Source organism: Haloferax chudinovii (genome assembly GCF_042663345.1).
Lineage (GTDB): Archaea > Halobacteriota > Halobacteria > Halobacteriales > Haloferacaceae > Haloferax > Haloferax chudinovii.
Map to the genome: position 1 here is coordinate 486118 of NZ_JBHTAB010000002.1, position 23002 is coordinate 509119.

The 23002-nt window shown below is 69.3% G+C and carries 28 protein-coding genes and 1 tRNA gene; 10 read left to right on the forward strand and 19 right to left on the reverse strand.

The window, feature by feature from the left end:
* Window positions 1-201: 201 nt before the first annotated feature.
* From ACFQI8_RS06675 to ACFQI8_RS06690, 4 genes are all read right to left on the reverse strand, one after another.
* Window positions 202-933, reverse strand: a complete 732-nt coding sequence (locus tag ACFQI8_RS06675) for a hypothetical protein (RefSeq protein ID WP_390243573.1) — start codon at window positions 931-933, stop codon at window positions 202-204.
* 109 nt (window positions 934-1042) lie between these two features.
* Window positions 1043-1507, reverse strand: a complete 465-nt coding sequence (locus ACFQI8_RS06680) for an OsmC family protein (protein ID WP_390243574.1) — start codon at window positions 1505-1507, stop codon at window positions 1043-1045.
* Window positions 1508-1571: 64 nt separating this feature from the next.
* Window positions 1572-2180, reverse strand: a complete 609-nt coding sequence (locus ACFQI8_RS06685; RefSeq protein ID WP_390243576.1) for a DUF8054 family protein — start codon at window positions 2178-2180, stop codon at window positions 1572-1574.
* Window positions 2177-2950, reverse strand: coding sequence for a nucleotide-binding protein (locus tag ACFQI8_RS06690; RefSeq protein WP_390243578.1), 774 nt, complete (start codon window positions 2948-2950; stop codon window positions 2177-2179). The genes ACFQI8_RS06685 and ACFQI8_RS06690 overlap by 4 nt, the downstream gene beginning before the upstream one ends.
* A 108-nt stretch (window positions 2951-3058) precedes the next feature.
* On the opposite strand from ACFQI8_RS06690, the gene ACFQI8_RS06695 reads away from it, so the two are divergent.
* Window positions 3059-3181, forward strand: coding sequence for a hypothetical protein (locus tag ACFQI8_RS06695; protein ID WP_013035259.1), 123 nt, complete (start codon window positions 3059-3061; stop codon window positions 3179-3181).
* Window positions 3182-3315: 134 nt separating this feature from the next.
* Here the strand turns inward: ACFQI8_RS06695 and ACFQI8_RS06700 are convergent, their stop codons facing one another.
* The 10 genes from ACFQI8_RS06700 to ACFQI8_RS06745 form a co-directional block, all read right to left on the reverse strand.
* Window positions 3316-4329 (reverse strand): pyridoxal phosphate-dependent aminotransferase, encoded by a 1014-nt coding sequence (locus tag ACFQI8_RS06700; protein ID WP_390243579.1) that lies wholly within the window; start codon window positions 4327-4329, stop codon window positions 3316-3318.
* A 98-nt stretch (window positions 4330-4427) separates the two neighbouring features.
* The gene (locus tag ACFQI8_RS06705; RefSeq protein ID WP_390243580.1) at window positions 4428-5165 is read right to left on the reverse strand and encodes an adenosylcobinamide amidohydrolase; all 738 of its coding nucleotides are present in this window, start codon (window positions 5163-5165) and stop codon (window positions 4428-4430) included.
* Window positions 5158-6180 (reverse strand): threonine-phosphate decarboxylase CobD, encoded by a 1023-nt coding sequence (gene cobD, locus ACFQI8_RS06710; RefSeq protein ID WP_390243582.1) that lies wholly within the window; start codon window positions 6178-6180, stop codon window positions 5158-5160. The genes ACFQI8_RS06705 and cobD overlap by 8 nt, the downstream gene beginning before the upstream one ends.
* Complete coding sequence (locus tag ACFQI8_RS06715) at window positions 6170-7210, reverse strand: nicotinate-nucleotide--dimethylbenzimidazole phosphoribosyltransferase (RefSeq protein ID WP_390243584.1); 1041 nt, start codon at window positions 7208-7210, stop codon at window positions 6170-6172. Before ACFQI8_RS06715 ends, cobD begins: the two co-directional genes overlap by 11 nt.
* Window positions 7201-7842, reverse strand: coding sequence for an NTP transferase domain-containing protein (locus ACFQI8_RS06720; RefSeq protein WP_390243756.1), 642 nt, complete (start codon window positions 7840-7842; stop codon window positions 7201-7203). Before ACFQI8_RS06720 ends, ACFQI8_RS06715 begins: the two co-directional genes overlap by 10 nt.
* Window positions 7842-8606 carry an adenosylcobinamide-GDP ribazoletransferase gene (cobS, locus tag ACFQI8_RS06725; RefSeq protein ID WP_390243585.1) on the reverse strand — a complete coding sequence of 255 codons (765 nt, stop codon included), beginning with the start codon at window positions 8604-8606 and terminating at the stop codon, window positions 7842-7844. The genes ACFQI8_RS06720 and cobS overlap by 1 nt, the downstream gene beginning before the upstream one ends.
* Window positions 8597-9505, reverse strand: coding sequence for a CobD/CbiB family cobalamin biosynthesis protein (locus tag ACFQI8_RS06730; protein WP_390243587.1), 909 nt, complete (start codon window positions 9503-9505; stop codon window positions 8597-8599). Before ACFQI8_RS06730 ends, cobS begins: the two co-directional genes overlap by 10 nt.
* Window positions 9496-10131: an HAD family hydrolase gene (locus ACFQI8_RS06735; protein WP_390243589.1), complete on the reverse strand. Its 636-nt coding sequence runs from the start codon at window positions 10129-10131 to the stop codon at window positions 9496-9498. The genes ACFQI8_RS06730 and ACFQI8_RS06735 overlap by 10 nt, the downstream gene beginning before the upstream one ends.
* Before the next feature lie 64 nt (window positions 10132-10195).
* Window positions 10196-11179, reverse strand: coding sequence for an aldo/keto reductase (locus tag ACFQI8_RS06740; RefSeq protein WP_390243590.1), 984 nt, complete (start codon window positions 11177-11179; stop codon window positions 10196-10198).
* Window positions 11180-11388: 209 nt separating this feature from the next.
* Window positions 11389-11462: transfer RNA gene (locus ACFQI8_RS06745), tRNA-Tyr, on the reverse strand.
* A gap of 112 nt (window positions 11463-11574) precedes the next feature.
* Here ACFQI8_RS06745 and ACFQI8_RS06750 point away from each other — a divergent pair.
* From ACFQI8_RS06750 to ftsZ, 3 genes are all read left to right on the forward strand, one after another.
* Entirely contained in the window at window positions 11575-12168 is a 594-nt protein-coding gene (locus tag ACFQI8_RS06750) for a double zinc ribbon domain-containing protein (protein WP_390243591.1), read from the forward strand.
* A 218-nt stretch (window positions 12169-12386) separates the two neighbouring features.
* Window positions 12387-12572, forward strand: coding sequence for a ribbon-helix-helix domain-containing protein (locus ACFQI8_RS06755; protein WP_390243592.1), 186 nt, complete (start codon window positions 12387-12389; stop codon window positions 12570-12572).
* Between the two features lie 2 nt (window positions 12573-12574).
* Window positions 12575-13789, forward strand: a complete 1215-nt coding sequence (gene ftsZ, locus ACFQI8_RS06760) for a cell division protein FtsZ (RefSeq protein WP_390243594.1) — start codon at window positions 12575-12577, stop codon at window positions 13787-13789.
* A gap of 176 nt (window positions 13790-13965) precedes the next feature.
* Here ftsZ and ncsA read toward each other — a convergent pair whose 3' ends face one another.
* On the reverse strand, window positions 13966-14931 hold the full coding sequence (gene ncsA, locus ACFQI8_RS06765) for a tRNA 2-thiolation protein NcsA (protein ID WP_390243596.1): 966 nt from the start codon (window positions 14929-14931) through the stop codon (window positions 13966-13968).
* A 134-nt stretch (window positions 14932-15065) separates the two neighbouring features.
* Here ncsA and ACFQI8_RS06770 point away from each other — a divergent pair, with 134 nt between their 5' ends.
* Window positions 15066-15710, forward strand: a complete 645-nt coding sequence (locus ACFQI8_RS06770; protein WP_390243597.1) for a DUF7095 family protein — start codon at window positions 15066-15068, stop codon at window positions 15708-15710.
* Between the two features lie 27 nt (window positions 15711-15737).
* On the opposite strand, the gene ACFQI8_RS06775 is transcribed toward ACFQI8_RS06770, so the two are convergent.
* Window positions 15738-16016 carry a hypothetical protein gene (locus ACFQI8_RS06775; protein ID WP_390243598.1) on the reverse strand — a complete coding sequence of 93 codons (279 nt, stop codon included), beginning with the start codon at window positions 16014-16016 and terminating at the stop codon, window positions 15738-15740.
* A gap of 75 nt (window positions 16017-16091) precedes the next feature.
* On the opposite strand from ACFQI8_RS06775, the gene ACFQI8_RS06780 reads away from it, so the two are divergent.
* Window positions 16092-16307, forward strand: coding sequence for a zinc ribbon domain-containing protein (locus tag ACFQI8_RS06780; protein WP_390243600.1), 216 nt, complete (start codon window positions 16092-16094; stop codon window positions 16305-16307).
* Here the strand turns inward: ACFQI8_RS06780 and ACFQI8_RS06785 are convergent, their stop codons facing one another.
* Window positions 16308-17060, reverse strand: a complete 753-nt coding sequence (locus tag ACFQI8_RS06785) for a class I SAM-dependent methyltransferase (protein ID WP_390243757.1) — start codon at window positions 17058-17060, stop codon at window positions 16308-16310.
* A 138-nt stretch (window positions 17061-17198) separates the two neighbouring features.
* On the reverse strand, window positions 17199-18080 hold the full coding sequence (locus tag ACFQI8_RS06790) for a deoxyribonuclease IV (protein WP_390243602.1): 882 nt from the start codon (window positions 18078-18080) through the stop codon (window positions 17199-17201).
* Window positions 18081-18176: 96 nt separating this feature from the next.
* Between ACFQI8_RS06790 and ACFQI8_RS06795 the strand changes: the two genes are divergently transcribed.
* Window positions 18177-18701 carry a redoxin domain-containing protein gene (locus ACFQI8_RS06795; RefSeq protein WP_390243758.1) on the forward strand — a complete coding sequence of 175 codons (525 nt, stop codon included), beginning with the start codon at window positions 18177-18179 and terminating at the stop codon, window positions 18699-18701.
* An 80-nt stretch (window positions 18702-18781) separates the two neighbouring features.
* Here ACFQI8_RS06795 and ACFQI8_RS06800 read toward each other — a convergent pair whose 3' ends face one another.
* Window positions 18782-19609, reverse strand: a complete 828-nt coding sequence (locus ACFQI8_RS06800; protein ID WP_390243604.1) for a lipoate--protein ligase family protein — start codon at window positions 19607-19609, stop codon at window positions 18782-18784.
* Window positions 19610-19765: 156 nt separating this feature from the next.
* Here ACFQI8_RS06800 and ACFQI8_RS06805 point away from each other — a divergent pair, with 156 nt between their 5' ends.
* The 3 genes from ACFQI8_RS06805 to ACFQI8_RS06815 all read left to right on the forward strand — a co-directional run bounded on the left by ACFQI8_RS06805 (window position 19766) and on the right by ACFQI8_RS06815 (window position 22679).
* A complete protein-coding gene (locus tag ACFQI8_RS06805) occupies window positions 19766-20416 on the forward strand; it encodes a VOC family protein (RefSeq protein ID WP_390243606.1) in 651 nt (216 codons plus the stop codon).
* A 48-nt stretch (window positions 20417-20464) separates the two neighbouring features.
* The gene (locus tag ACFQI8_RS06810; RefSeq protein WP_390243608.1) at window positions 20465-21520 is read left to right on the forward strand and encodes a sensor histidine kinase; all 1056 of its coding nucleotides are present in this window, start codon (window positions 20465-20467) and stop codon (window positions 21518-21520) included.
* A 247-nt stretch (window positions 21521-21767) separates the two neighbouring features.
* On the forward strand, window positions 21768-22679 hold the full coding sequence (locus ACFQI8_RS06815; protein WP_390243610.1) for a serine/threonine-protein kinase RIO2: 912 nt from the start codon (window positions 21768-21770) through the stop codon (window positions 22677-22679).
* The last annotated feature ends 323 nt before the right edge of the window (window positions 22680-23002 follow it).

The window sequence follows — 23002 nt, forward strand, 5'->3', positions numbered from 1 at the left end:
GTTCGACGGATGAGAAGGAAGAGCGCGGGCGACCGGGCACCCGCCCGCACTCCACGGACACTGGGGAAAAACCTCCCCGGTATACGCAACCCAAGTGCAGGTATCTACCTGCAGTAGACGCGTACTACGTCCACTGTTAAAACATTTTTCAAATGTCATATGTGTCATGTGCACGGAACGCGCACCTCGGCGACCGGACGGTCAGCCGTCGACCGTCGACAGGCGGCGGCGCTCCCGCGCGAGGATTCGCGCCCAGTAGTCGAACAGGACGCCGTCGACGTCGTACACGTCGGCGATGCGGCGGACCCACTCGTCGTCCGAAAACAGCAGTCGCTGGAAGGTCCGCACGTCGGGGTCGAGTTCGGTCCGCCGGCCGGCGTAGTAGGCGACCGTCTGCTCGCGGGTCCGCTCGACCAACGTCGGGGGAACGAAGATGCCCGACTCGCGGGCGACGTAGGCGAACCACTCCAAGTGGAGGACGGCGTCGGCGAGGACGAACCGCTCGGCGAAGCCGTCGACGTACGCCGTCGCGGGCCGGCCGTCGACGTACACGTCTTCCGGGCGCGAAAACCGCGGCACCGACAGGTGCGGGAGGTCGTCGGCGTAGCGCTCGGCGACCCGCCGGAGTCGGGACTCGGCGTAGGCACACGGGGCCGCGAGGCCGAGTTCGTACCACAGCGGCATCCACTGGCAAAACGGGTCACAGAACACCGCGTCGGCCAGCAGGTCGGCGGCGACGGAGCGGGCGAGGTCCGGGGGCAGGTCGGTCCGCCCCGCCCGCATGGCGTCCGTCGCGCGGACCACCCGCGACTCGAAGTCACCGACGCGAAGGCCCATGCCCGCCGCCACGTCGTGGACGTACTCGGCACCGATTCGGTACCAGTCGGCGAAGTCGGCGGGACGGCGGAGTCGAAGGAGGCGCAGAACGGTCACAGGAGCACTACGGAGGACGGCGGTTTGGCTCTATCCCCGCGGCGCGAGGGCGAAAAAGGCGGCGCGGCCGGCCGGGCAGGCGGTTCCGGTTCGCGTGGGCGACCGTCGCTCACTCCCGCCGCTCGAACGAGAGCGCGAGCGACGTCGCGTCGCTCAGGTTGTCGCTGACCGGACAGCGCGCTTCGACCGCGGAGAGCCACGCGCCGCTGGTCTCGGCGTCGGCGTCGACGTCGGCGGTGACCGCGACGCGAATCTCCTCGTAGCCGGCGCGGCCGTCCTCGCGCTTGCCCATGAACTTCGCGGGGTCCAGGTCGCCCTCGATGGCGATTGCGAGGTCTCGGACGTCGAGGTCCATCTCGCGGGCGACGACGTGGGCCGTGACGTTCAGACAGCCGGCGAGCGCGCCGAGGACGTACTCGACGGGGTTCGGCCCGGCGTTCGCCCCGCCCAGCGACTCCGGTTCGTCGACGACGAACTCGAAATCGCGGACGGAGACGCGGGTCTCGGTCGACGATGCGGCTTCCGCGGCGACGGCGAAGGTCAGGGTCTGCGTCTGGGATTTCTCGGCGGACATACCTAGAGGGACGCACGGCGGAACGATAGCCACAGAAGACGGTTCTCAACCGACGGGAAGCGTGTCAGCGACTGTCTGGGCCGACGTCAATCGCGGCGGTGTCAGCGTCGTCGTCGGTGTCAGCGTCGTCGGCGTCGTCTGCCAACACGTCGTCGAGCCCCCACTCCGACGCCCTCGCGCGGGCCTCCTCGCGGGCCTCGGACCGAATCTCCTCGATTGCGTCGGCGTCGGCGAGGAACGATTCGACCGCGCTCTGGTCGCGGCCCTCGTCGCGGCGGGCGGCGGGGGCGGCGTCGGTGGTCTCCGCCGCCAACCGCTCGTCGCCGGCGAGGACGCGGGCCGGTTCGCCCGGCGGGACGCGGAACGCCTCGACCTCGTGGGCGTCCGCGAGGGCGTCGGCGTCGACGGCGTGGACCGCGGCGCGGGTCGGACCGGTGACGGCGAACCCCTCCAGTCCGTCGCGGCCGCCGACCTCGCGTTCCGTGTCGTAGGCGAGGACGGGAACCCCGTCTTCGAACGTGACGACGCCGCGGGTGGGCTCGCCGAGGAGGAGCGCGTCCTGCGGCTCGAAGACGACGTAGCCGGTGAGTTCCTCGTCGAGCACCGTCCGAAGCACCGCCGCCGCGTCGTCGACGACGCGCGACCGGCGGAGCTCGCCCCGCGGGATTCTCATATCCGCTCGGGGACGACGGCGTTTTTGAACCGCTCTGCGACCTCGCGGCCGTCGCCGTCACAGACGTCGAGTCGGGCGGCCGCCTCGCGGAAGGCGTCCGCGGCCGGACCGTCGGGCGCGTGTGCGAGGAGGGGTTTACCCTCGCGGCGGGCCGCGCGGACCGCGTCGCTCTCGGGGACCGACGCGAGCGTCTGGCCCCCGAAGTAGCGGCCGGCCTGCTCCGCGATGCGGTCGACGTTCTCGTCGGGGCGCACGCGGTTGAACACCACGCCCGCGGTGTCGGTGCCGTAGGAGTGGGCGTACTCCTGGACTTTCAGCCCGTCTGACAGCGACGGCACGGTGGGCTGGAGGACGACGACGATGCGGTCCGCGAGGACGACGGGGAGCACCGCGCTCTTCGAGCCGAGCGCCGCGGGCGAATCGAGGAGGAGCACGTCCGTATCGGCCGCGAGCTCGGCGACCACGTCGCGGAGGCGACCGGGGTCCGCGGCCTCGAACGCCGTGAGGCTCGTCCCGCAGGGGACGACCGACATACCGAACCGCTCGTACACCGCGTCGGACACCGCGGCGTCGCGCTCGTCGACGAGTAAGTCGTGGAGCGTCACGTCGGCGTCGTCCAACCCGGCGTGGAAAAGCAGGTTCGCCATGCCCGTGTCCGCGTCGATGACGGTCACGTCGTAGTCCTCGGCGAGCGCCATCCCCAGCGCGAGCGTACTCGTCGTCTTCCCGGTGCCGCCCTTCCCGCTGGCGACGGCGAACGCCTCGACCATGCCACCACGTCCCCGGTGATTTCGCATAAGTGTTCGGAACGGGGTGGACGCGCGCCGACGAATATCGTGTCAATTAGTAACAAACATTAATAGTGAGGCCACCATGGTGTGAAACGACCACCGATGTTCCGAATCGTCATCCAATCGTTCGCTTTCGCAGTCGAGGACTCGACGTTCGCGGTGTACGCGACGCTCCTCACCATCGCGTTCATCGTGTACCTGAATCGGTGACGTGGGTTCGAGCCGGGCCGTGCAACCGAGGTCCACGGCCCCGCGCGGAACGAAGCTGAGACCGCCGGTCGGCGTCGGCTCGCGTCGGTGAGTCGGCGTTCGTCGGGTCGGCGGCGGCGACGCGGTTGCTCAGGTCAGGTCGCCTCGGCGAGCGCGTCGAGCAGACTGTCGTTTTCGTCCGGGCGGCGGACGTTGATTCTGACGTGCGAGTCGAGCCGCTGGTAGTCGCGGGCGTCGCGGACGACGAAGCCGCGCCGCCGAGTCTCGCGGAGCACGCGGTCGACGTCGGCGGCGCGGAACAACACGAGCGCGCCGTCGGCGGGGTGGGGGTCGTAGCCGAGTCGGTCCAGTTCCGCGAGTATCCGCGGCCGCTCCCGCTCGACCCGGTCGCGCGTCGCTTCGAGGAAGTCGTCCTGTTCGAGACAGAAGGTCGCGACCTCCACCGCTGGAGACGAAAGCGCCCACGAACAGCGCGCCCGCGAGAGTCGGTCGCCGAGGTCGCCCGTCGCGGCCGCGAAGCCCGCGCGGAGCGAGGGGACGCCGAAGACGTTCGTCACCGAGTGGAGCGCGATGACGCCGTCGAGGCCGGCCGTGCTCGGGAGGCGCGTGAAGCCGAGGTACGTCTCGTCGACGATGACGGGCGTGTCTGCTCGGCGACAGTCGTCGATAAACGCCCGAAGTTCGTCTCTCGGATACGCCGTTCCGAGGGGGTTCGCGGGGTAGCCGAGAATCACCGTCGCGTGCTCGGCGGGGTCGACGCGCTCCAGGAGGCTGTCGTGCGGCACGTGCACCGGTTCACCGCCTTGGAGCCGGATTTCCCGTGCGTACTCGCCACAGCAGGGGGCCGGAAGCGCCACGCTGTCGCCCGGCGAGACGGTCACGCCCACCGCGAGTCGGAGCGCTTGGACGACGCCCGCGGCGGGAACGACCTCGTCGGGGTTGCAACCGACGAACGCCGCGGCGGCGACGCGGAACCGCGAGTAGTCGTCCAGCGAGTCCCGCCGCGCCGTAGAGAGCGCCGACTCGTAGACGCCGGCGAGACCCGGCGGGTGCTCCGGGTTCGAGCCGGTGCTGAAATCGACGAGCGAGTGGTCGGCGGTCCCGCCGTGGGTCACGTGGTCGACGTCGGAAACGGAACCGGGGTCCATACCAGCGTGCTCGCAATCGACCGTAATCAAAGCTTCTACGGGGACCATTTAGCTACCACCGTGGATTTCTCGGTCGAGCAGTCGTTTCACCGGCGTTCTCAAATCGGGGAGACGGTCGCCCGGTCGTCGGCGACGACGCCGTAGCGCGCCTCGCCGACGCCCCGTGGCATCGGCTCGGCGTCGTACCGCGAATCGAGGCTCGCGCGCACCGCGTCGCGGACGCAGACCCGCGCCGCGTTGCCGACCTCGGTCGCGCTCCCCGAGAACGTCACCCGGTCGCCGGCGGGGTCGCACGCGGCGACCACCGCGTCGGTCGTCGTCCCCGGCGCGCCGCAGTGCGCGAGGAGCGTCGCCGCTTTCGCCTCGGCGGCCACGGCGACGAGGTTCGCGAGCGCGCCCGGCTCCAGCGACCGGGACGTCCCGACGAAGACGTTGACCGTGCCGACCGGGTCGCCCCGGTCGCCTCGGTCGTCGCCGGCCGCCGCGTCCGAGGCGGGCGACGCGTCGCCCCGGTCGCTCGGGCCGCTCGCCATCGGCAGTTCCGCCGGGTTCGACACGCCCGCGGTGGCGACGACCTCGACCGGGCCGAACCGGGCGCGCCGGGCGTGTTCCTGTCCCACGCCCGTCAGGAGCGTCGGCCCGCGCTCGTCGAAACCGGCCGCCGAGAGCCGCCGCGCGACGTACGCGTCGAGGTCGGTCTCGGGCCAGCCCTCGGGGACGGTGACGTTGAACGCGGCGTCGCCCCGCGACTCGCCGCCGGCGTAGCCCGTCGAGAGCCACCGCGTATTCGGTCGAACGAGCCGACAGACGCCGTCGCGGCGCGTCGCCTCAAACATCGGTGGCGACGGCGGCGAGCGCCCGGAGCAGTTCGTCGTTCTCGTCGGGGCGTTTCACCGCGACGCGGACGTGTGAGTCGAGCGTCGGAAACGTCGTCGCGTCCCGGATGGCGACACCGCGGTCGCGGGCGGTCTCGACTACCGCGTCGACGTCGCGGTCGCCGACGTCCAAGAGGAGAAACGGCGCGTCCGAGGGGAACACCTCGAAGGCCTCGGACAGCGTCTCGCGGAGTCGCTCGCGCTCGGTCGCGACGCGCTCCCGCGTGTGCGAGACGAACTCGGTGTCGTCCATGCAGTGCGCGCCGACGGCGGCCGCGGGCGTCGAGAGCGACCACGCCCGCCGGGCGACGGCGAGTCGGTCGCCGAGGTCGCCGGTGGCGACGGCGAAGCCGGCGCGGATGCCCGGCAACCCGAACATCTTCGTCAGCGACCGGGCGACGACGACGCCGGGCTCGCCCGCGAGACTCGGCTCGTCGGTGAAATCGAGGAACGCCTCGTCGACGACGAGGACCGTCTCCACCTCCCGACAGCGCGCCGCGAACGCCCGGAGGTCGGCGGCGGGCGCGAGCTCGCCCGTCGGGTTGTTGGGCGTACAGACGACCGCGACCGCGTGGGGTTCGGGGTCGGCGTCGAGAACCGCGTCGTGAGCGACCGCCACCGGTTCCGCGCCCTGCAGGCGAATCTCGCGGTCGTACTCCCCGAAGCTCGGTTCGGGGACGAGCGCGGTGTCACCGGGCGAGAGCGTCACCTCGAACGCGAGTCGCAGGGCTTCGAGGCCGCCGGCGGTCGGCATGACCGACGCGGGGTCACAGCCGACGTAGTCGCCGGCGGCCGCCCGGAAGTCGGCGTAGTCGTCGTCGGGGTAGCGGGTCGAGGCCTCGAACGCCTCGCGGTAGACGGTCTCGACGCCATCGGGGCGCTCGGGGTTGGTGTTCGCGCTGAAGTCGAGGACGGTCGGGTCGGTGGTGCCGCCGTGGGGGACGCGACTCCCCGCCCGGACGGACTCAGGGTCCATCCTCGATGTCGGCGTCAGCGCCGCCGGCGTCGCCCGCCGCGGCCCCGGCCTCGGCCGCCTCGGGGTCCAGGGTCGAGAGCACGTCGAGCGTGGCCGCCTCCACGTCGTCGAGGACGCCCATCCGGTCGGCGAGCATGAGCGCGCCGCCCATGCCCGCGCCCTCCTTGGCCTCGCCCGCGTCGTAGCGGTCCAGCGGGTGCGTCTCGAAGCCGGGGTCGGTGACGGTCAGTTCGAGGTCGAACGCCTCGGCGGCGTCGGCCAACTCGGGCACGTCCTCGGCGAGGTACGAGGTGGTGGCGAGCGTCAGGTCGCCGTCCGCGCCGGCGTGGCGGGCGAGCGCGGCGGCCGCGAGCAGTTGGGTCCCGCCGCCGAGCGTCACGTCGATGCCGTTTTCGAGCGCGCCGACGGTGAGTCCGGCGACGACCGGGAGCACCGGGTCGCCGAGGTAGCGAGCGGCGCGCCGGGGTTTGTGGGCCGCGAAGCCGGGTTCGACGCCGCTGGCCTCGAACGCCTCGGCGACGACCTCTTCCTTCAGGTTCGTCGGGTTGTCCGGGAGCGACGACGAGACGGGGAACTCCTCGCCGAGCGCGCGGAACACGGCGAGCGCGGTGGTCGTCCCGCCGGGGACGGTCTCGCCGACGACGAGTTCGTCCTCGGGGAGCGCGAGGCCCATCCGCCGGGCCGCCTCGAACGCGCCGGGCGCGGTCGGGACCGGCTCGCTCTCCCGGATGTCGCGGCCGGGTCGCGCGCCCACGTCGATGGTCGGCGCGGCGCTCGGCTTGGCGAGACCGGCGTCCACGGTGAGCACGTCGAGTCCGGTGAGTTGCTTGACGGCTCGGGTGACGGCCGCGGGCGTCGGACAGCCCGTCGGACTGACCGGCGTCACCGGCGAGCGGACGGGCTCGCCGTACTCGATGATTTCGGCGTCGGCGCTCGGCGTGTGGCCGACGAGCGACGGGTCCGCGCCGGCGGCGCTGATGCCGGGAATCTTCGCCGTCTCGGTCGTGCCGGCGACGAGGACTACTCGCATCGGTCCTCCGCGAGCGCGATGTCTGTCGGGCGGTTCACGTTGAGTGCCAGTCTGGTGTCTGTGGAGAGGTACATAGTCGGGTGAGTGTCGGTGTCGGCGTTGGTGCCGGAGTCTGTGTCGCTGTCGGTGTCGGCGGTCGTCTCGGCGTCAGTATCGGGAGCCGAGTCCGCGGTCGCGGGACCGACGACGCCCAGTCCGGTCGGGCAGACGGCGGTCCCCTCGTGGTCGAAGACGAGCGCGTCGTCGACGCTGGCTCCGAGCGCTCGCTTCAGTTCGACGGGGACGCACGCGGTGGCGGCCCCGCCGTCCGCGGTCGCGACGACCGCGTCGACGTGTTCGGGAGCCACGAGCGGCAGATCGGCGACGACGGTCACGGTCGGCCGGGAGACGCGGTCGAGCGCGAATCCGAGGTCGGAAACGTAGCCCTCGCCCGGGGCCTCGATGGGGTCGAGGCCGAGGTCGGCGGCTCGCTCGCGGGTGTGCGGCGTGTGCGGCGAGGTGACCGCGCGGACGCTCTCGACGCTCGAATCGCGAAGCGCCGCGGCGACCCGGTCGAGCATGGGCCGCCCGCAGATGTCCACGAGCGGCTTTTCGACCGGCGCGTCGAGGCGGGTGCCGCGGCCGCCGCACATCACGAGAGCGTCCACGTCACCACCCCCACGTGGACGGCCGCGGCGCGAGCCAGTTCGTTCGTCGCGCCGAGCAGGTCGCCCGAGACGCCGCCGAGTCGGGCGCGGCCCCACGAGCGGACGAGGAGCGCGACGACCGGCCCACAGCAGAGCGCCGCGACGACGGCGGGACCGCCGGTGACCGGCGCGAGCGCGACGACCGGGAGACAGGCCACGGCGACGGCGAGTAGCCCCGACGGACTGTTCTCGCCGACGAGCGCCGAGCCGAGTCCCTCGTGGGCGGGCGCGCCGAGACAGACCAGCGTCGCCATGCCGGCCTTCGCGCCGACCTCGGCGGCGAGCGCGATTGCGACGGCGGCCGTGAGGCCGACGCGACCCCCCGCGCCCGCGAGGCCGAACGCGCCGAGCGCGAGGACGACGAGCGTCAGCCCGAACGCGAGCAGGCCGCCGACCCCCGTCTGCGAGTCTTTCAGGACCGACAGCCGGCGGTCGGCGTCGCCGTGGACGACCGCGGCATCGCCGAGGTCCGCGAGGCCGTCGGCGTGGGTGACGCCCGTCACGAGGTACAGCGTCACGAGGTACAGCGCGGCCGCGGTCGATATCGGCAGGGGGAGCAAAAACGGGAGCGCGGCCAGCGCGCCGACGACGTAGCCGACGAGCGGGAACGCCACGGGCGCGCGCCTGAAGGCGTCCCAGTTCGACTCGTCGCCGCCGACGGGGAGGCGAGTGAGGAAGCCGAGCGCGCCGCGGAGCGCGGTCAGAACCACGCGACCACCCCCGCGACGGCGAACGCGGCGAGCCCCGCCCGCGAGACGAGTCGGACGCCCCGCGCGGCGGTCGCCGCGTCGGGTGCCTCGGGACCCCCGTCGAGCAGGTAGTGACCGGGTTTTTCGAGTCGCGTGCCGAGGAGGGCCGCGAGCGTCGCCATCGGCCACCCCGAGTTGGGCGACGACGGGCGGCGCGCCAGCTCGCCCACCCGGGTCACCGTGGCCGGCGCACCCGCGACGACGGCCAGCAAGACCGCCGAGACGCGCGCCGGGAACCACATCACGGCGTCGTCGAGGCGGGCCGGCACCCGACCGACCGGCTTGTGTCGGTAGCCGAGCATCGAATCGAGCGTGTTGACGCCCTTCATCCACGCGGCCGCGCCGACCGCGAACGGGAGCGAGACCGGCGCGAGGAGCGCAAACGCCGACAGCGGCGCGACGAGGCCGTCGGCGAGGTTCTCGGCGGCGCTCTCGACGGCGGCGCTCCGGATGTCTGCCGCCGAGAGCGACGACGGGTCGCGCCCGGCCAGCGCCCGGAGTTCGTCCCGGGCGGCGTCGAGGTCTGACTCGTCGGCGGTCGCCGAGACGACCGCCTCGGCCGCGTCGAGAAGCATCCGGAGGCTCGTGGTCGAAAACAGCGCGAGGGCGGCGACGGCCGCACCGAGCCACGGCGAGACGAGCGACGCGGCCCACGTCGCGCCCGCGGCGACGCCCCCGGCGAGCGCCGGAAGCGCAACAGCCGCGACCGCGCCGACGAGCGTCGGACGGGACCACTCGCGGTCGACGGGCGAGACGAGTCGGCCGAACAGCGCGACCGGATGGAGACGCGCCGGGGGTTCGGCGAAGCCCCGGTCCAGCGCCGCGGCGGCGACGACGGCGGCCGCGGCGGTCACGGGCACGGGTCCTCCCCGGCGCGCAGTCTCGCCGCGACCGATTCGAGCGTCGTCTCCCGCAGGTTCACGAACCGGCCGCCGACCGCCTCGACGCCGCCGTCAGCGTCCGGGTCGTCGCCGACGTGAACCAGTTCTCCCGCGTCGACGTCGAGGCCGCGGGCGGCCGCCTCGAACGCCTGCCGGTGGGGTTTCCGCCAGCCGCAGGCGACGCTCGTCGTGACGTCGTCGAAGCCGCGCCGGTCGAGGTCCGACCGGATGAGCGTCCGAGCGACGAGTTCGGGAACGGAACAGTTCGAGAGGAGGCCGACCGAACCGGCCTCGCGGGCCGCCGCGACCGCGTCGACCGCGCCGTGACGGGTGGTCACCTCGGGGTCGAACGCCGTAACGACCGCGCGACGGGCGGCGTTGTCCGGCGAGTCGACGCCCCGAGAGCGGAGCGCCGCGGCGACGTGGGCCGGAAGCGGGACTTCCGCGCCCTCGGGCGCGTCGATGTGGACCTCGCGGTAGGCGTCGTCCCAGTCGTCGGGGACGGCGACGCCGTACTCGCGGAGCGCGTCTGCGACCGCCGCACCGGGGTCTGACGGGTACTCGGCGTCGACGAGCGTGCCGAAGAGGTCGAACGAGACTGCCACTAGAGTTTCATTGGCGAAACTGTACTTGAATATAGCGAAGCGGGGGGTTCGGCCGCTGACTCACTCACCAGCGGTGGTGGACGTGTTCGCGCGCGTACGCGTCGTAGACCTCTTCGACGCGCTGGAACTGGTCGGCCGACAGCGGCGGGAGCGACGCCGCGGCGACGTTGTCGCGGATGTGCGCCGGCGTCTTCGACCCGGGGATGACGGTGCTCACGGCGTCGAACGAGAGAATCCAGCGGAGCGTGAACTGCGCGAGCGAGACTCCCTCGGGGACGACCTCCTGTATCGCGTCCGCGGCGGCGAGGCCGTCTTCGAACGGGATTCCGGCGAAGGTCTCGCCCACGTCGAACGCCTCGCCGTGTCGGTTGAAGTTCCGGTGGTCGTCCTCGCCGAACTCGGCGTCTTCGGAGAGGGAACCGGTGAGCAGTCCCGACGCGAGCGGGACGCGAACGATGACGCCGACGTTCCGGCGCTTCGCCTCCCGGAAGAACAGTTCCGCGGGTCGCTGTCGAAGCGGGTTGAAGATAATCTGGACCGTCTCCACGCCGTCGTACTCGATGGCCTTGAGCCCGTCTTCGACCTTCTCGACGCTCACGCCGTAGTGGTCGATTTTCCCGGCGTCGTGGAGCTCCGAGAGCGCGTCGAACACCTCGGGCCGGTAGTACACGTCCCGCGGCGGGCAGTGAAGCTGGACGAGGTCGAGCGAGTCGACGCCGAGATTATCACGGCTTCGGTCCACGAACCGTTCGAGGTTCTCGCGGTTGTAGCCGTCCGCCTCGTGCGGGTCGAGCCGACGCCCCGCCTTGGTGGCGACGACCACGTCGTCGTCGCGGCCGGCGAGCGCGTCGCCGATTCGGCGCTCGCTGTCGCCGTCGCCGTACACGTCCGCGGTGTCAAGGAAGTTGATGCCCGCGTCGAGGGCGGCCTCGATGGCGTCGGACGCCTCGTCGTCGGTCACCGAGCCCCAACTTCCGCCGAGTTGCCACGTGCCCAGCGCGATTTCAGAAACGTCGAATCCGGTCGTGCCGAGCGGTCGAACATCCATGGTGTTCGCTTCCGAGTAGACGGGGGTAAATCACGGGGTCGCGGCGACATATACTCCGAACGTTCGTGAGAGTCCGGGGAGACGGAACGGGGGACGCCGGGCTACAGACGATAATCGACGACGGTCCGCGCTCCCCGAGTTGGACTCACTCGCAACGCTTCGCGTTGCTCGCTGTTCAAATCGACTCGACCGGATTTTGCAAGCAAAAATCCGCTCTCCCCGATTTGAACGGGGGACAAGCCGATCTACAGTCGGCTGCTCTGCCAGGCTGAGCTAAGAGCGGTCACCGATTCGTATCCGGTCGACGCCTTTAACCATTATCATTCTCGCCGCCGCGTGTGCTGTGTGTCAGACAGGTGCGAACATTGATATGGTGCCGAGATAATCCCGGAGTAATGAGTAAGATCACGTTCCGCGCCGACGACGCCCTCGTCGAGCGCTTGGACCGCCTCGACACCTCGAAAAGCGAGGTGATGCGGGAGGCGCTCCGTCAGTACCTCGACGAACTGGAACGTGACGACGCCGCGGACGACGACACCGCCGCCGGAGACGACGGACTGGACGGTGCGCTTTCGGCGCGGGTCGAGGAACTCGTCGACGAACGACTGGACGAACGGCTCCCGACGCTCGTCGAGGAGGCCGCGGCGGCCCGCGAGGCCGAGCGTCCGACGCCGTCGGAGTTGAACGTCAACATCAACGTCGATGGTTCGAGCGACGAATCCCGCGTAAACGCGGGTGTCGACGGCGAATCGACCGCGAATACGGTTCGTAAGACACGAGAGGAACTGGAGTCTACAGACGCGGACGACTCCGAGATGAGCTGTGGCCAATGCGGCGAATCCGTGGGTTCAGACCACGTTTACTGCCCGAATTGCGGCGAGAAAACGTCCCACCGCGTGTTCTGCGAGTGCGGCGACGAACTCCGGTCTGACTGGGCGTTCTGCCCCGATTGCGGGCGTCGGACGCCCGCGGCCGACGTTCTGGAATAAGCATAACCGGCGATTAAAGCCCCCTATACGGGATATTCAGCTCCTGTCTTACAACCGCCGTTACATTTATATTCTATCCCTCTGTGGTGATTATCGCGTAAGACGGTTGTCTTACAGCCACCCGACGGCGGCCCGAAACCCGGCGTCGTCCGTCGGTTTCCGGGTGTAAGACACACGCACACGAGTGCGGCGCGCCGTCTTACCGGGGGAATGTAAATATGGAGCGTGTGACACTACGAATTCCGAAGCAGCAGATCGAGGAGGTCGAGCGGATGGTCGAGACGGGAGAGTTCCCGAATCGATCCGAAGCCATCCGTTCCGCCGTTCGCGAGATGCTCAACGAACAGACAGCTGACAAGCGACAGCGCGAATCTACCAGCAAGCGCGGCTGGGCAAAGGTGTAACTATGCAGGATATCGTTCGCGAGGCGATGGAACGGGACGAGGCCGAGCGCCAGACGCAGTCGTCGCTCGACGACAGCGACGACCAGTTCGGTGACCCGCGAATCGTCATCGTCGGCGCTGGTGGCGCCGGCAACAACACCATCAACCGCCTGTACAACATCGGTGTCGAAGGGGCCGACACGGTCGCCATCAACACCGACAAGCAACACCTGAAGATGATCGAAGCGGACACGAAAATCCTCGTCGGGAAATCCCTGACGCAGGGGCTCGGTGCCGGTGGTGACCCGTCGATGGGTGAGCGCGCGACCGAGATGGCACAGGGCACGATCAAGGACGTGCTCGGCGACGCCGACCTCGTGTTCGTCACCGCGGGGATGGGCGGCGGCACCGGGACCGGTGCGGCCCCCGTCATCGCCAAGATCGCAAAGGAGCAGGGCGCAATCGTCGTGGGCATGGTTTCGACTCCGTTCAACGTCGAGCGCGCCCGCACGGTCAAGGCCGAGGAGGGTCTCGAAAACCTCCGCAACGAGGCCGATTCCATCATCGTGCTGGACAACAACCGCCTCCTCGATTACGTCCCGAACCTGCCCATCGGCAAGGCGTTCTCGGTCATGGACCAGATCATCGCCGAGACCGTCAAGGGCATCTCGGAGACCATCACCCAACCGTCGCTCATCAACCTCGACTACGCCGACATGTCGACTATCATGAATCAGGGCGGCGTCGCGGTGATGCTCGTCGGCGAGACCCAAGACAAGAACAAGACCCAAGAAGTGGTCAACGACGCGATGAACCACCCGCTTCTCGACGTGGACTACCGCGGTGCGTCCGGCGGGCTCGTCCACATCACGGGCGGCCCCGACCTCACGCTGAAGGAGGCCGAGGGAATCGCGAGCAACATCACCGAACGGCTGGAAGCCGCCGCGAACGTCATCTGGGGCGCTCGCATTCAGGACGAGTACAAGGGGAAAGTCCGCGTCATGGCCATCATGACGGGCGTCCAGTCCGCGCAGGTCCTCGGCCCGACGACGCAGAAGCAGGCCGACAAGTCGCGCCAGAGCATCCAGTCGCACGAATCACAACAACAGCACTCGGGTTCGGGTTCGGGTTCGGAGTTCGATAGCTCGGAGCGAGCCCAGACGGCCCAGAGCGGCACGTGGTCCGACGGCGGCCGCGACGAAGTCGAGAAGAACAACGGTCTCGACGTCATCCGGTAACGCCCTGTCAGACCCGCGCGGACGCCGCCGCGCCCGTCGGGTTTCGTGGGTTCTTTTTCACGAACGACGGTTTCCGCCCGCGAGCGTCGCCGCCGATTCGGTTGACGCGAGTGCACCCGGTTCTCTCTGACCGTGAGACGCGTCCGAAAACGAGTTCCGTGCCGTTCCGTAACCGCTCAGACAGCTTCTATCGACTCGATGAGCCGGCACTTCCGGCAGACGTCGCCGGCGGTCTTCGACCCACAGCGCTCACAGTCGTTGAGGTCGACGCGGCCCTCGCCGCGGTACTCGCGGGCGGTGAGTTCGGCCAACTCCTCGTAGCCCGCCATGATGGAGTGGCGGGTGCCGGGGTGGTTCTCTTCGAGTTTCAACAGTAACTGCTGAATCTCGGCGCGGTAGGCCTCAGAGGAGTGGGGGCACTCGGTGATGTGCGCGGGGAGGTCCTTCAGGTGAGCGTAGAGCGCGACCTCCTTTTCGGGTACGTCGCGGAGCGGTTTGGCCCGCGGGATGAACTCACCGGCGTCGCGGCGCTTCTCGAAGTCGCCGATGCTGGCGTCGAAGTGCTTTGCGACCTGCTTGAGGTCGCCCTCGAAGAAGTTCATGAGCGCCGTCTGCGCCTCGTCGTCGAGGTTGTGTCCCGTGAGCAGTTTGTCCGCGCCGAGCTCGTCGGCGAAGCGTTCGAGCAGGTCCCGGCGGAACACGCCGCAGTAGGCGCAGGCGGCCATGTTCTCGGGGTCCTTCTCGACCACGTCGTCCATCTGGACGCCGAACTCGTCCTCGTAGGTGACCAGTTCGTGGTGGATGTCGAGGTCCTCCGCGAGTTCGACGCAGGCGTCGACGGACTTGTCGCGGTAGCCCTCGATGCCCTCGTGGATGGTGAGGGCGACGAGTTCGATGCGCGGGTCGCGCCCGAACGTGTCGTCAAGGATGTGTGTGAGGACGACGCTGTCTTTGCCGCCGGACAGCCCGATGACCCACGTCTGGGGGTTCTCGGGGCTGGCGTCGCGGGGGAGCATGTTGTCCTCGCGGATGCGGCGGCGAACGCGTTTCTCGACCGAGGCGCAGAGATGGTCGTCACAGAGATGGGCCCCGGAGTAGGCCGCGTGCATCACCGCGTCGCGGCCGCACTTGTCGCACTCCATTGCCGGTCGGTTGCCCGGCGGGAGGGATACGGGTTTCGCCTCGGGACGACCGCGGCGTCGCTCGCGCACTCGGCCGACGACCCGACCGCGCTCGGTCGCAACCGGTTTGGCCCTCCGACCCCCACGGACAGTCGATGGACAGAGACGCCGCCCTCGACCGAGTCGCCGCCGTCGTCGACGCCGTCGAGTCCGAGACGCTCCCCGTCCCGGTCCGCGAGGTGTGGGTCTACGGCGACGTGGCGCTCGGCCTCGACCCCCTCGACCGACTCGACGTGTACGTGACGAAAGACATCCTCCTCCGCGGCGACCCCGACGCGGCCGAATCGTTCGAGCGGTCCCACGGCGTGAAGGGCGTCGGTAAGAGCGTCCGCGCCGAGTGGGCGCGCGAGCATCCCGACCTGTTGCGAGCCAACGCGAACGGCTACGCGGCCCCCGAGAAGTGCCTCGCCGCCCACCTACTTCCCGACGACGAACCGGTCCACCTCGAAGTGTGCAACGCCTCCTTCGAGGACAACGTCACCCAGCGGCTGAAGGGCGCGGTCGAACGCGAGGCCTACGAGCAGATTCTCGACCCTCGCGGCGTCTGCCTCTACGCCGACGGCCAGCGCTCGCCGGACGCGATGTCGAAGCTCCGAAACGGCGAGTTCGCCTTCCCGACGCTCTCGGGCGCGCTGGAGATGCTCGGACTGGAGGGCGACGACGCCGAGACGGCCGTCGAGGCGATGCGGGCCTACCGGGCCGAACAGACCGGACCGTCGGTCCGCGGCGACGTGGTCTGAGGCCGGAGCCGAGTCGGGTGCGACCGGCTACCAGTCGTGGTCGTCGCGGTTGCGGCCGCGGTCATCGGTGCGGTCGCCGTCGCGGCCGAACTCGTCGCCGCGGCCGCCCCCGCTCTGGCGTCGGTCGGTCCCGCGACCGCGCGTCTCGTTGTAGCGCCGCCCCTCGCCGCGGGCGCGACGCTCCGCCTCCTCGCGACCCATCGTCGGTAAGTCGCGCGTCTCGTCTCGAATCGCGGCGTAGAGGGCGACCGCGGCACCGATACTGAGGAGGACGAAGAGGAGGAACACGAGGCCACCGGCGGGCATACGCTCACCAGCGGGCGCGAGAAAGGAAGTGATTTCGGAGGTACATTTTTTACGTGGGTAGTTCAACGTTTCAACATGAGCCCTCCACCAAGCGCCGACCGTGACGGCTGTCCGAAGTGCGGCCACGCCGAGACCGAAATCGACTCTATCGCCACCTCCGGCACCGGTCTCTCGAAGATGTTCGACATCCAGAACCGACAGTTCACCGTCGTCTCGTGTGCGAGCTGTGGCTACTCCGAACTCTACCGCGGGCAGTCGAGCGGGAACTTCGTCGACCTGTTCCTCGGCTGACTACACCCGCCCCGTCGTCACGTCGAACGGGACGACTTCGGCCCGGCGGTACTCCCCGTCTCGAATCTGCTGGACGACCTCGCGGCCCATCTCCCGCCACTCTCGGCGGACGGACTCGTAGGAGTCGTCGGCGAGTCCCCGTCGGAGGTCGGCCTCGTGGCGGTCCAACCCCTCGCCGGTCGCCTTCTTGGCCGCGCTCCGCACGTCGTGGTCGTCGTACGGCGGCTCGGTCAGCTTGCGGTGGTGGTACCGGCGGGTCCCGACGACCGACAGGCCGGCGTCGTCGAACAGCCCGCGGACGCGGTCGCCGAGCGCCACGTCGGTCGCCACGCCGTCGCGGAAGGCGTCTCTGACGCGGCGGTCGAGCGCGGCCTCGGACTCGACCGTCGAGTCGACGCCGACGGCGGCGTTGTCGGGTTCGACCGTCGCTACGAGGTCAGACGAGACGCGGGCGAACTCGGAGAGCGCGGCCGTCGGGTCGGGGAGGTTCACGAGGAGCGCCTGACAGACGACCAAATCGAACCCGTCGTCGGCGAAGGGGAGCCGAGTCGCGTCGCCGGCGACCGTCTCGATGCTGGCGCGGCCGGCCGCGACCGAAAGCAGGTCGGTGTCGGCGTCGACGCCGACCACGCGGGCGTCCGACGCCTCCGCGAGGACGCGCGTGAACTCGCCGGTCCCACAGCCCACGTCGAGAATTCGGGTCCGACCGCCGAGGTCGAGGTCGGTGAGGGCCGCGCGGGAGTCGTCCCACATGCCGTCTCGCGTCCGCCGGAGGTACGATTCGGAGAAACGTCGCACACGCGGTCTCGGGCGCGGCGACCCAAAAAACAGTCGAAACGGTCGATACGGGGACTCAGCGGCGGCCGCTGAGCTTCCGCCCCGTTCGGCCTCTTACTCCGCGTCGGCGCGGAGTTCGCGGACGCGGTCGATGTTCCACGCGAAGCCCTTGCCGTCCTCGGTGGGCGTCTCCAAGACGAGCGGCACGTCGTCGTCGACGACGGCGTCGTGGTTGATGAACGCGCGCATGCCCTCCTCGCCGATGAGGCCCTCGCCGATGAGGGCGTGTTCGTCCTTGTTCGTCCCGCACTCGTGTTTCGAGTCGTTGAGGTGGACGCACTTGAGGTGCTCCAATCCGACCTCGTCGTCGAGTTCCGCGAACGTCTCGTCGACGCCCGCGGGCGTCGAGAGGTCGTAGCCCGCGGCGAACGCGTGGGCGGTGTCGAGACAGACGTCGAGGTCCTGTTCGGACTCTTCGAGGACGTAGCCGAGGTGGGCGAAGTCGTCGCCCATCTTGGTTCCCGAGCCCGCGTCGGACTCGATGAGGACGGTGACGCCGTCGGGGATGTCGAGGTCGTCGAGGACGGAGACGGCGTTGTCGAGGCCCTGCTGTTCGCCCGCGCCGGTGTGGGCCCCGAGGTGGACGTTCACGTACTCGATGCCGAGTCTGTCGGCCATGTCGACCTCCGTCTGCATCGAGTCCAGCGACTTCTGCCGGAGGCCCTCCTTGGGCGTACAGAGGTTGACGAGATACGACGAGTGGATGACCCACGGCCCCGCCAGTTTGTCGGCGGTCTCCTCGCGGAACAGTTCGGCCTCCTCGTCGGAGATGTCGGGGTCGCGCCACACCTGCGGCGAGGTGGTGAAAATCTGCCCGCAGTTGCCGCCGAAGGCGACCTGCCGGAAGACGGCGTTGGCGACGTTACCGTGCGGTGGCGTCTCGTCGTCGGACGAGACCTTCGAACTGGACATCGAGACGTGTGCGCCGACTTGCATGCGGAGTCCGACGGGGTACCCGAACAAAGGGACTTCGGAGTCGGCGGGGCCGGGCGAAGCCAGAACGGCTATCGTTCACGCGCGGAATCACGTCATATTACCGGACTTTCCGTCGGGGCGACGGCACCCGACGTGACGCAGACGCTCGTTGCGCCCGACGGCGATGTTCGCGAGCGCAGTCTCTCGGGGCTCGCCGCCGACAAACCCGTCCTGCTGTGTTTCTACACGGCCGACTTCAGCCCCGACTGCATCGAGGAGTGGTGCGCCCTCCGCGACTTCGACTGGTTCGCGAACGGGAACGAGGTTCGCGTCGTCGGGTCGAGCAAGTCCGGCATCGAGATGCACCGCCGCTTTATCGACCGGTACAACCTGCTGTTCCCGCTGTACGCCGACACCGACCTCGAACTCGCCGCGGCGTTCGACGTGGTCTACCGGACCTTCGGCGTCTCGAAGCGCTCCCGACGCTCGTGTTTCCTCCTCGACGAGAACCTGACCGTTCGCTACCGCTGGCTGGGCGATCATTGGCTCGACCCCACCCGCGATGTGCCGCCCCTGACCGAGGTCTACGAAGGCATCACCGAAGCCCTCGACCTCGACGAACCGGAGACGTTCGGCTTCTGAGTCGGGAGCGACCGCACGCGCCCGGCGCACAGTTCTCGGCCGCCCTGTGTTCGCCTGCCCTGTTCTCAGCCGCCCGGCTCTCAGTCGGACCGCGACCCCGGGCGGCGGCGAACCCAGTCGTCGGCGCGGTACTTCTCGTCGACCTTCTCTCGCGCGCGGTCGAGTTCCGCGTCGGTCCACGACCCCTCCGCGGCGTCGACGAACCCCGAGAGCGACTCGGTCAGCGCCCCGACGAACTCCTCGCGGGAGGCGTCGACGAGTTCGTCGATACCGACGACGCGCTCGCGGAACGCCTCGGGCGTCACGTCGTGGCCGTCGAAGACGCCGAGGTGCGTCTCGGCGTCAACCGAGTAGGTGAGAGAGCCGTGCTGGACGACGGCGTCGCGGCGGCGGTACTGGGCGTTGCCCGCGACCTTCCGGCCCGCGGCGACCATGTCGTGGGCGGGGTGGAGCGCCCGCAGGTAGCAGGCGGGGTGCCAGATGACGGGCACGTCGTCGTCGACGAAGTCCACGTCCACGCCGACCGCGCGAATCGCGTCGAGAATCGGCTCGCACAGCAGGTGATAGCAGTCGATGAGGTCGCCCGGCAACTCGGCTTTCGGCGCGGCGATGGAGTACGCCACGTCGCCGCGGCGGTCGTGGTAGATGCCGCCGCCGCCGGTCTGTCGGCGGGTCACGTCGATTCCCTCGCGGTCGCAGTAGTCCCAATCGACCGTCTCGGGGTCCTGTCCGTAGCCCAGCGAGAGGCAACTCGGCTCCCACGAGTAGACCCGGACGGTCCGGGGGCCGCCCGCGGCGGCCGTCTCGCCCGCGACCTCGTCGAGCGCCATCTGCATCGGTCCCGGTCGGACCTCCTCGCGAATCACCCGCCACTCGCGGTCAGTAATCGACCCCTGCGAGTCGTTCATACGTCGGCTTCGTCCATCCGGAAGAAAGCGATTTCGACGCTCGGCCGCCGCGGCGAGCCGCCCGGCCTCGCCGCGACGGGCACCAGTCGGGCGACCGACCGCCGCCGCGGCCGACGCGAGCGATTCCGTTAAACCGCGTCGCGGTGACGTGAACGCATGAAGTTCAACCGCGTCGCCCTCGCCGCGACCGACCCCATCTCGCTGTGTGAGTTCTACGTCGAGACGCTCGGCTTCGCGGCCGTCTCCGGGTCACAGCGCTCGGCGACCGCCGGGGAGACGACCCTGTGGTTCGAACTCGGCGACACCGACCCCGGCCACCTCGCCTTCACCGTCTCCGCCGCGGTGGACTCCGTGGTCGCGTGGCTGAACGACCGCGCGGGCGTGGACGTGCTCGACACCGACGAGGGGCCGAGCGTCCGGTTCGACTTCCTCGGCTGTGACTCCGTTTACTTCGAGGACCTCGAGGGCAACGTCATCGAGTACGTCTGCTACGACGGCGACGCGACGGGCGAGTTCGACCCCGCGACTGACCTCCGCGGCGCGACCGAGGTCGGCATGGCCGTCCCCGACGTCGAGGGATTCGTGGCGTCGCTGACCGAGGCGCTCGGTATCGAGCCGCTGGAGTCGTTCGAGGGCGGCGACCTCGTGTTCGTCGGCGACCGAGATGCCCGCTTTGTCGTCTCACCGGTCGGCCGCGCGTGGTATCCGACCGACAGCGAGGCGACGGTCGGCCCGGTGTCGGCGCAGTGCGATGCCGACGGCGTCTTCGACCCCGAGGGGCTTCCGTACCGCGTCAACGTCGAGTGACAACTCGTTTCAGAGAAGCGTTATTACTTCCACGAGAGTCAGCGAACCATGAACGTCTCTCGTCTCGTCAGCGCGGGGTCGCTCAGCCTCACCGGGGTGGCCCTGTTCGCCATCGTCTCGAACAGCGTCGCCTCGGTCGCATCCGATCTCGCGGGGCTCGTTGCCGCGGGCTTCGGACTCGTCATCTCGGTGCTCTTCGTCGCCATCGGCCCCGCGGTCTACCGAAGCGACCTCACGACCACCCACGCCGCCCGCGTCGCCGGCTGGAACCTCCTCGGCGTCGTCGTCACCGTGTTCGTCCTCGCGCTCATCGGGAGCTACCAGCGAGCCGCGGGCGGGACGGTCAGCGAACCGCTTTTCAGCGCCGCCGTGGTCGTCGGCGTGAGCGCCGTCGCGCACGTCCTCATCGGCATCAACGACGTGCGCCGGATTCGGTCCCAGGAGCTGTCCGAGCAGTACAAACGCTCCGCGGTCATCAATCGGCTCGTCCGCCACAACCTCCGACACACCGCGCAGTTGCTCCTCGGCTGGGGTGACCTGCTCTCCACCGACGGCGGCGACGAAGAGACCGTCCACATCGGCCAGCGACTGAAGGCGACCGGCGACGACCTCGGCACGATGAGCGACCAGGTCAAGACGGTCACCCAACTCGTCGATAGCGACCCCGAAGGCGAGACGGTCGACCTGCGCTCGCTCCTTGAACCGCTCGTCGACGACCACTCGGCGGACAACCCGGAGGCGACCATCACCGTCAGCGGTGACGGCCCCGGGGCGGTCGTCGGCGGGACGAAGCTGAAAATCGCGTTCCGCGAAATCGTCGACAACGCCCTCGAATACACCGGGAGCGCCCCGACGGTCGAGATTACCTACGAGCGCGTCGGCGGCGAGGTCGTCGTGCGAATCGCGGACGACGGGCCGGGCATCCCCGACCACCAGCGCGAACTCATCGAGCAGAACATCGAAGAGAGCGACCTCGCCCACGGCAACGGGCTGGGACTCTGGCTCTCGAAGTGGATCGTAGAGGCCTACGGCGGCGAACTCCACCTCCCGCCGGCCGGCGACGGCGCGGGCGCAGTCATCGAGTTCCGCCTCGACGCGGCCTGAGTCACAGCCTCAAAGACGGTTGACACGTGAATTGTTTGTTCGATTTTATTGCTTGAATGCAAGACACTCGCTTATACGTAGCAACGTCCCCGTTCAGTCCCGACGCGAGACGCCGACGTTCCAGAACCTCCGCCGAAACGGTGGGTGAGTCGTCACACCCCGAATTTCGTATCGTTGTATGTGATTTATCGCGGGTGGGGTTCGCCGACTCGCGGGCCTTTTACGCCTCGCCGACGGACGGACGTGCATGGTACGGAACGTCGCCGGCGTCATGGCCGAACTCGAGCCCGAGGACTTCTACCTCCTCTCGGGCGTCGAGCAGGGCATGCGCTTCAGCGAGTGGGTCAACCGGGAGAAGCTCCCGAAGAACTCGGGGCTGTCCGCCGAAGAGGTCGACTACCGCATCGACCGCTGTATGACCCGCGAGCTCGTCGAGCGCAAGACCATCCGGTACGAGGGGTACAAGCTCACGGTCGAGGGGTACGACGCGCTCGCGCTCCGGACGTTCGCCCAGCGAGACACCATCCAGGGGTTCGGTGCGCCCCTCGGCGTCGGCAAGGAAAGCGACGTGTTCGAGGTGCAGTCGTTCAAACCGCTCGCGCTGAAGTTCCACCGCGAGGGGTACACCAACTTCCGCGAGGTGCGCCGCGAGCGCGACTACACCTCCGAGAACCACCACGTCTCGTGGCTCTACACCGCCCGCAAGGCGGCCGAACGCGAGTACGAGGCGCTCGAAACCCTGTTTCCGAAGGTGTCGGTCCCCCGCCCCGTCGACCACAACCGCCACGCAATCATCATGGCGAAACTCGACGGCGTCGAACTCGCCAAGGCGAAGCTCGAATCCGAGCAGGTGACGGGCGTCCTCGACCTGATTCTCTCCGAGATGGCCGACGCCTACGAGGCCGGCTACGTCCACGCCGACATGTCCGAGTACAACGTCGCGGTCGGCGAGCGCGGCATCACGGTGTTCGACTGGCCGCAGGCCGTCCCGACCGACCACGACAACGCCCGCGAACTCCTCGCGCGCGACGTGACGAACATCGTCGGCTACTTCCGCCGCAAGTACCCCGGCGAGATGCCCGACGACGTGGACATCGACGCGCTGTCCGACGCCATCGCCGAACGCGAGTTCGAGCGCGTCGGCGAGTTCGCCGTCTGAACTACCGAGCCACCCGGAGCGCCGCTTTCTGCCGTCACGAGTGAGGTTTCGAGAGCCTTGGCAGTAGCCGGCTTCCGCGGTGATACATCAGATGGCGCGATATGAAATGCTGATTTCGAGGGAACTGGCGCTGGCGGTCAGAGCGTCGTTCGGCGGGATGGAAGGCTGAGCCGCGGCAGACGCACCCTCAATATCGTCTTTTTCGGCCGCCTCGCCGCGTGAGTCGGTCGCACACGCGCCGCGAGAATCCGAAGTCCTTAACCCTCCCCTGCCGGTAGGTCCGCCAACTCGCTGGCAATGCGGGCACGCCAGAGGGCACCCGT

Coding starts and splice junctions, on each gene's coding strand:
- ACFQI8_RS06680 (WP_390243574.1), bottom strand. CDS start 1,507: ATGTCCGCCGAGAAATCCCAGACGCAGACCCTGACCTTCGCCGTCGCC.
- ACFQI8_RS06685 (WP_390243576.1), bottom strand. CDS start 2,180: ATGAGAATCCCGCGGGGCGAGCTCCGCCGGTCGCGCGTCGTCGACGAC.
- ACFQI8_RS06690 (WP_390243578.1), bottom strand. CDS start 2,950: ATGGTCGAGGCGTTCGCCGTCGCCAGCGGGAAGGGCGGCACCGGGAAG.
- ACFQI8_RS06700 (WP_390243579.1), bottom strand. CDS start 4,329: ATGGACCCCGGTTCCGTTTCCGACGTCGACCACGTGACCCACGGCGGG.
- ACFQI8_RS06705 (WP_390243580.1), bottom strand. CDS start 5,165: ATGTTTGAGGCGACGCGCCGCGACGGCGTCTGTCGGCTCGTTCGACCG.
- cobD (WP_390243582.1), bottom strand. CDS start 6,180: ATGGACCCTGAGTCCGTCCGGGCGGGGAGTCGCGTCCCCCACGGCGGC.
- ACFQI8_RS06715 (WP_390243584.1), bottom strand. CDS start 7,210: ATGCGAGTAGTCCTCGTCGCCGGCACGACCGAGACGGCGAAGATTCCC.
- ACFQI8_RS06720 (WP_390243756.1), bottom strand. CDS start 7,842: ATGTGCGGCGGCCGCGGCACCCGCCTCGACGCGCCGGTCGAAAAGCCG.
- ACFQI8_RS06740 (WP_390243590.1), bottom strand. CDS start 11,179: ATGGATGTTCGACCGCTCGGCACGACCGGATTCGACGTTTCTGAAATC.
- ACFQI8_RS06750 (WP_390243591.1), top strand. CDS start 11,575: ATGAGTAAGATCACGTTCCGCGCCGACGACGCCCTCGTCGAGCGCTTG.
- ACFQI8_RS06755 (WP_390243592.1), top strand. CDS start 12,387: ATGGAGCGTGTGACACTACGAATTCCGAAGCAGCAGATCGAGGAGGTC.
- ftsZ (WP_390243594.1), top strand. CDS start 12,575: ATGCAGGATATCGTTCGCGAGGCGATGGAACGGGACGAGGCCGAGCGC.
- ncsA (WP_390243596.1), bottom strand. CDS start 14,931: ATGGAGTGCGACAAGTGCGGCCGCGACGCGGTGATGCACGCGGCCTAC.
- ACFQI8_RS06770 (WP_390243597.1), top strand. CDS start 15,066: ATGGACAGAGACGCCGCCCTCGACCGAGTCGCCGCCGTCGTCGACGCC.
- ACFQI8_RS06775 (WP_390243598.1), bottom strand. CDS start 16,016: ATGCCCGCCGGTGGCCTCGTGTTCCTCCTCTTCGTCCTCCTCAGTATC.
- ACFQI8_RS06780 (WP_390243600.1), top strand. CDS start 16,092: ATGAGCCCTCCACCAAGCGCCGACCGTGACGGCTGTCCGAAGTGCGGC.
- ACFQI8_RS06785 (WP_390243757.1), bottom strand. CDS start 17,060: ATGTGGGACGACTCCCGCGCGGCCCTCACCGACCTCGACCTCGGCGGT.
- ACFQI8_RS06790 (WP_390243602.1), bottom strand. CDS start 18,080: ATGCAAGTCGGCGCACACGTCTCGATGTCCAGTTCGAAGGTCTCGTCC.
- ACFQI8_RS06800 (WP_390243604.1), bottom strand. CDS start 19,609: ATGAACGACTCGCAGGGGTCGATTACTGACCGCGAGTGGCGGGTGATT.
- ACFQI8_RS06805 (WP_390243606.1), top strand. CDS start 19,766: ATGAAGTTCAACCGCGTCGCCCTCGCCGCGACCGACCCCATCTCGCTG.
- ACFQI8_RS06810 (WP_390243608.1), top strand. CDS start 20,465: ATGAACGTCTCTCGTCTCGTCAGCGCGGGGTCGCTCAGCCTCACCGGG.
- ACFQI8_RS06815 (WP_390243610.1), top strand. CDS start 21,768: ATGGTACGGAACGTCGCCGGCGTCATGGCCGAACTCGAGCCCGAGGAC.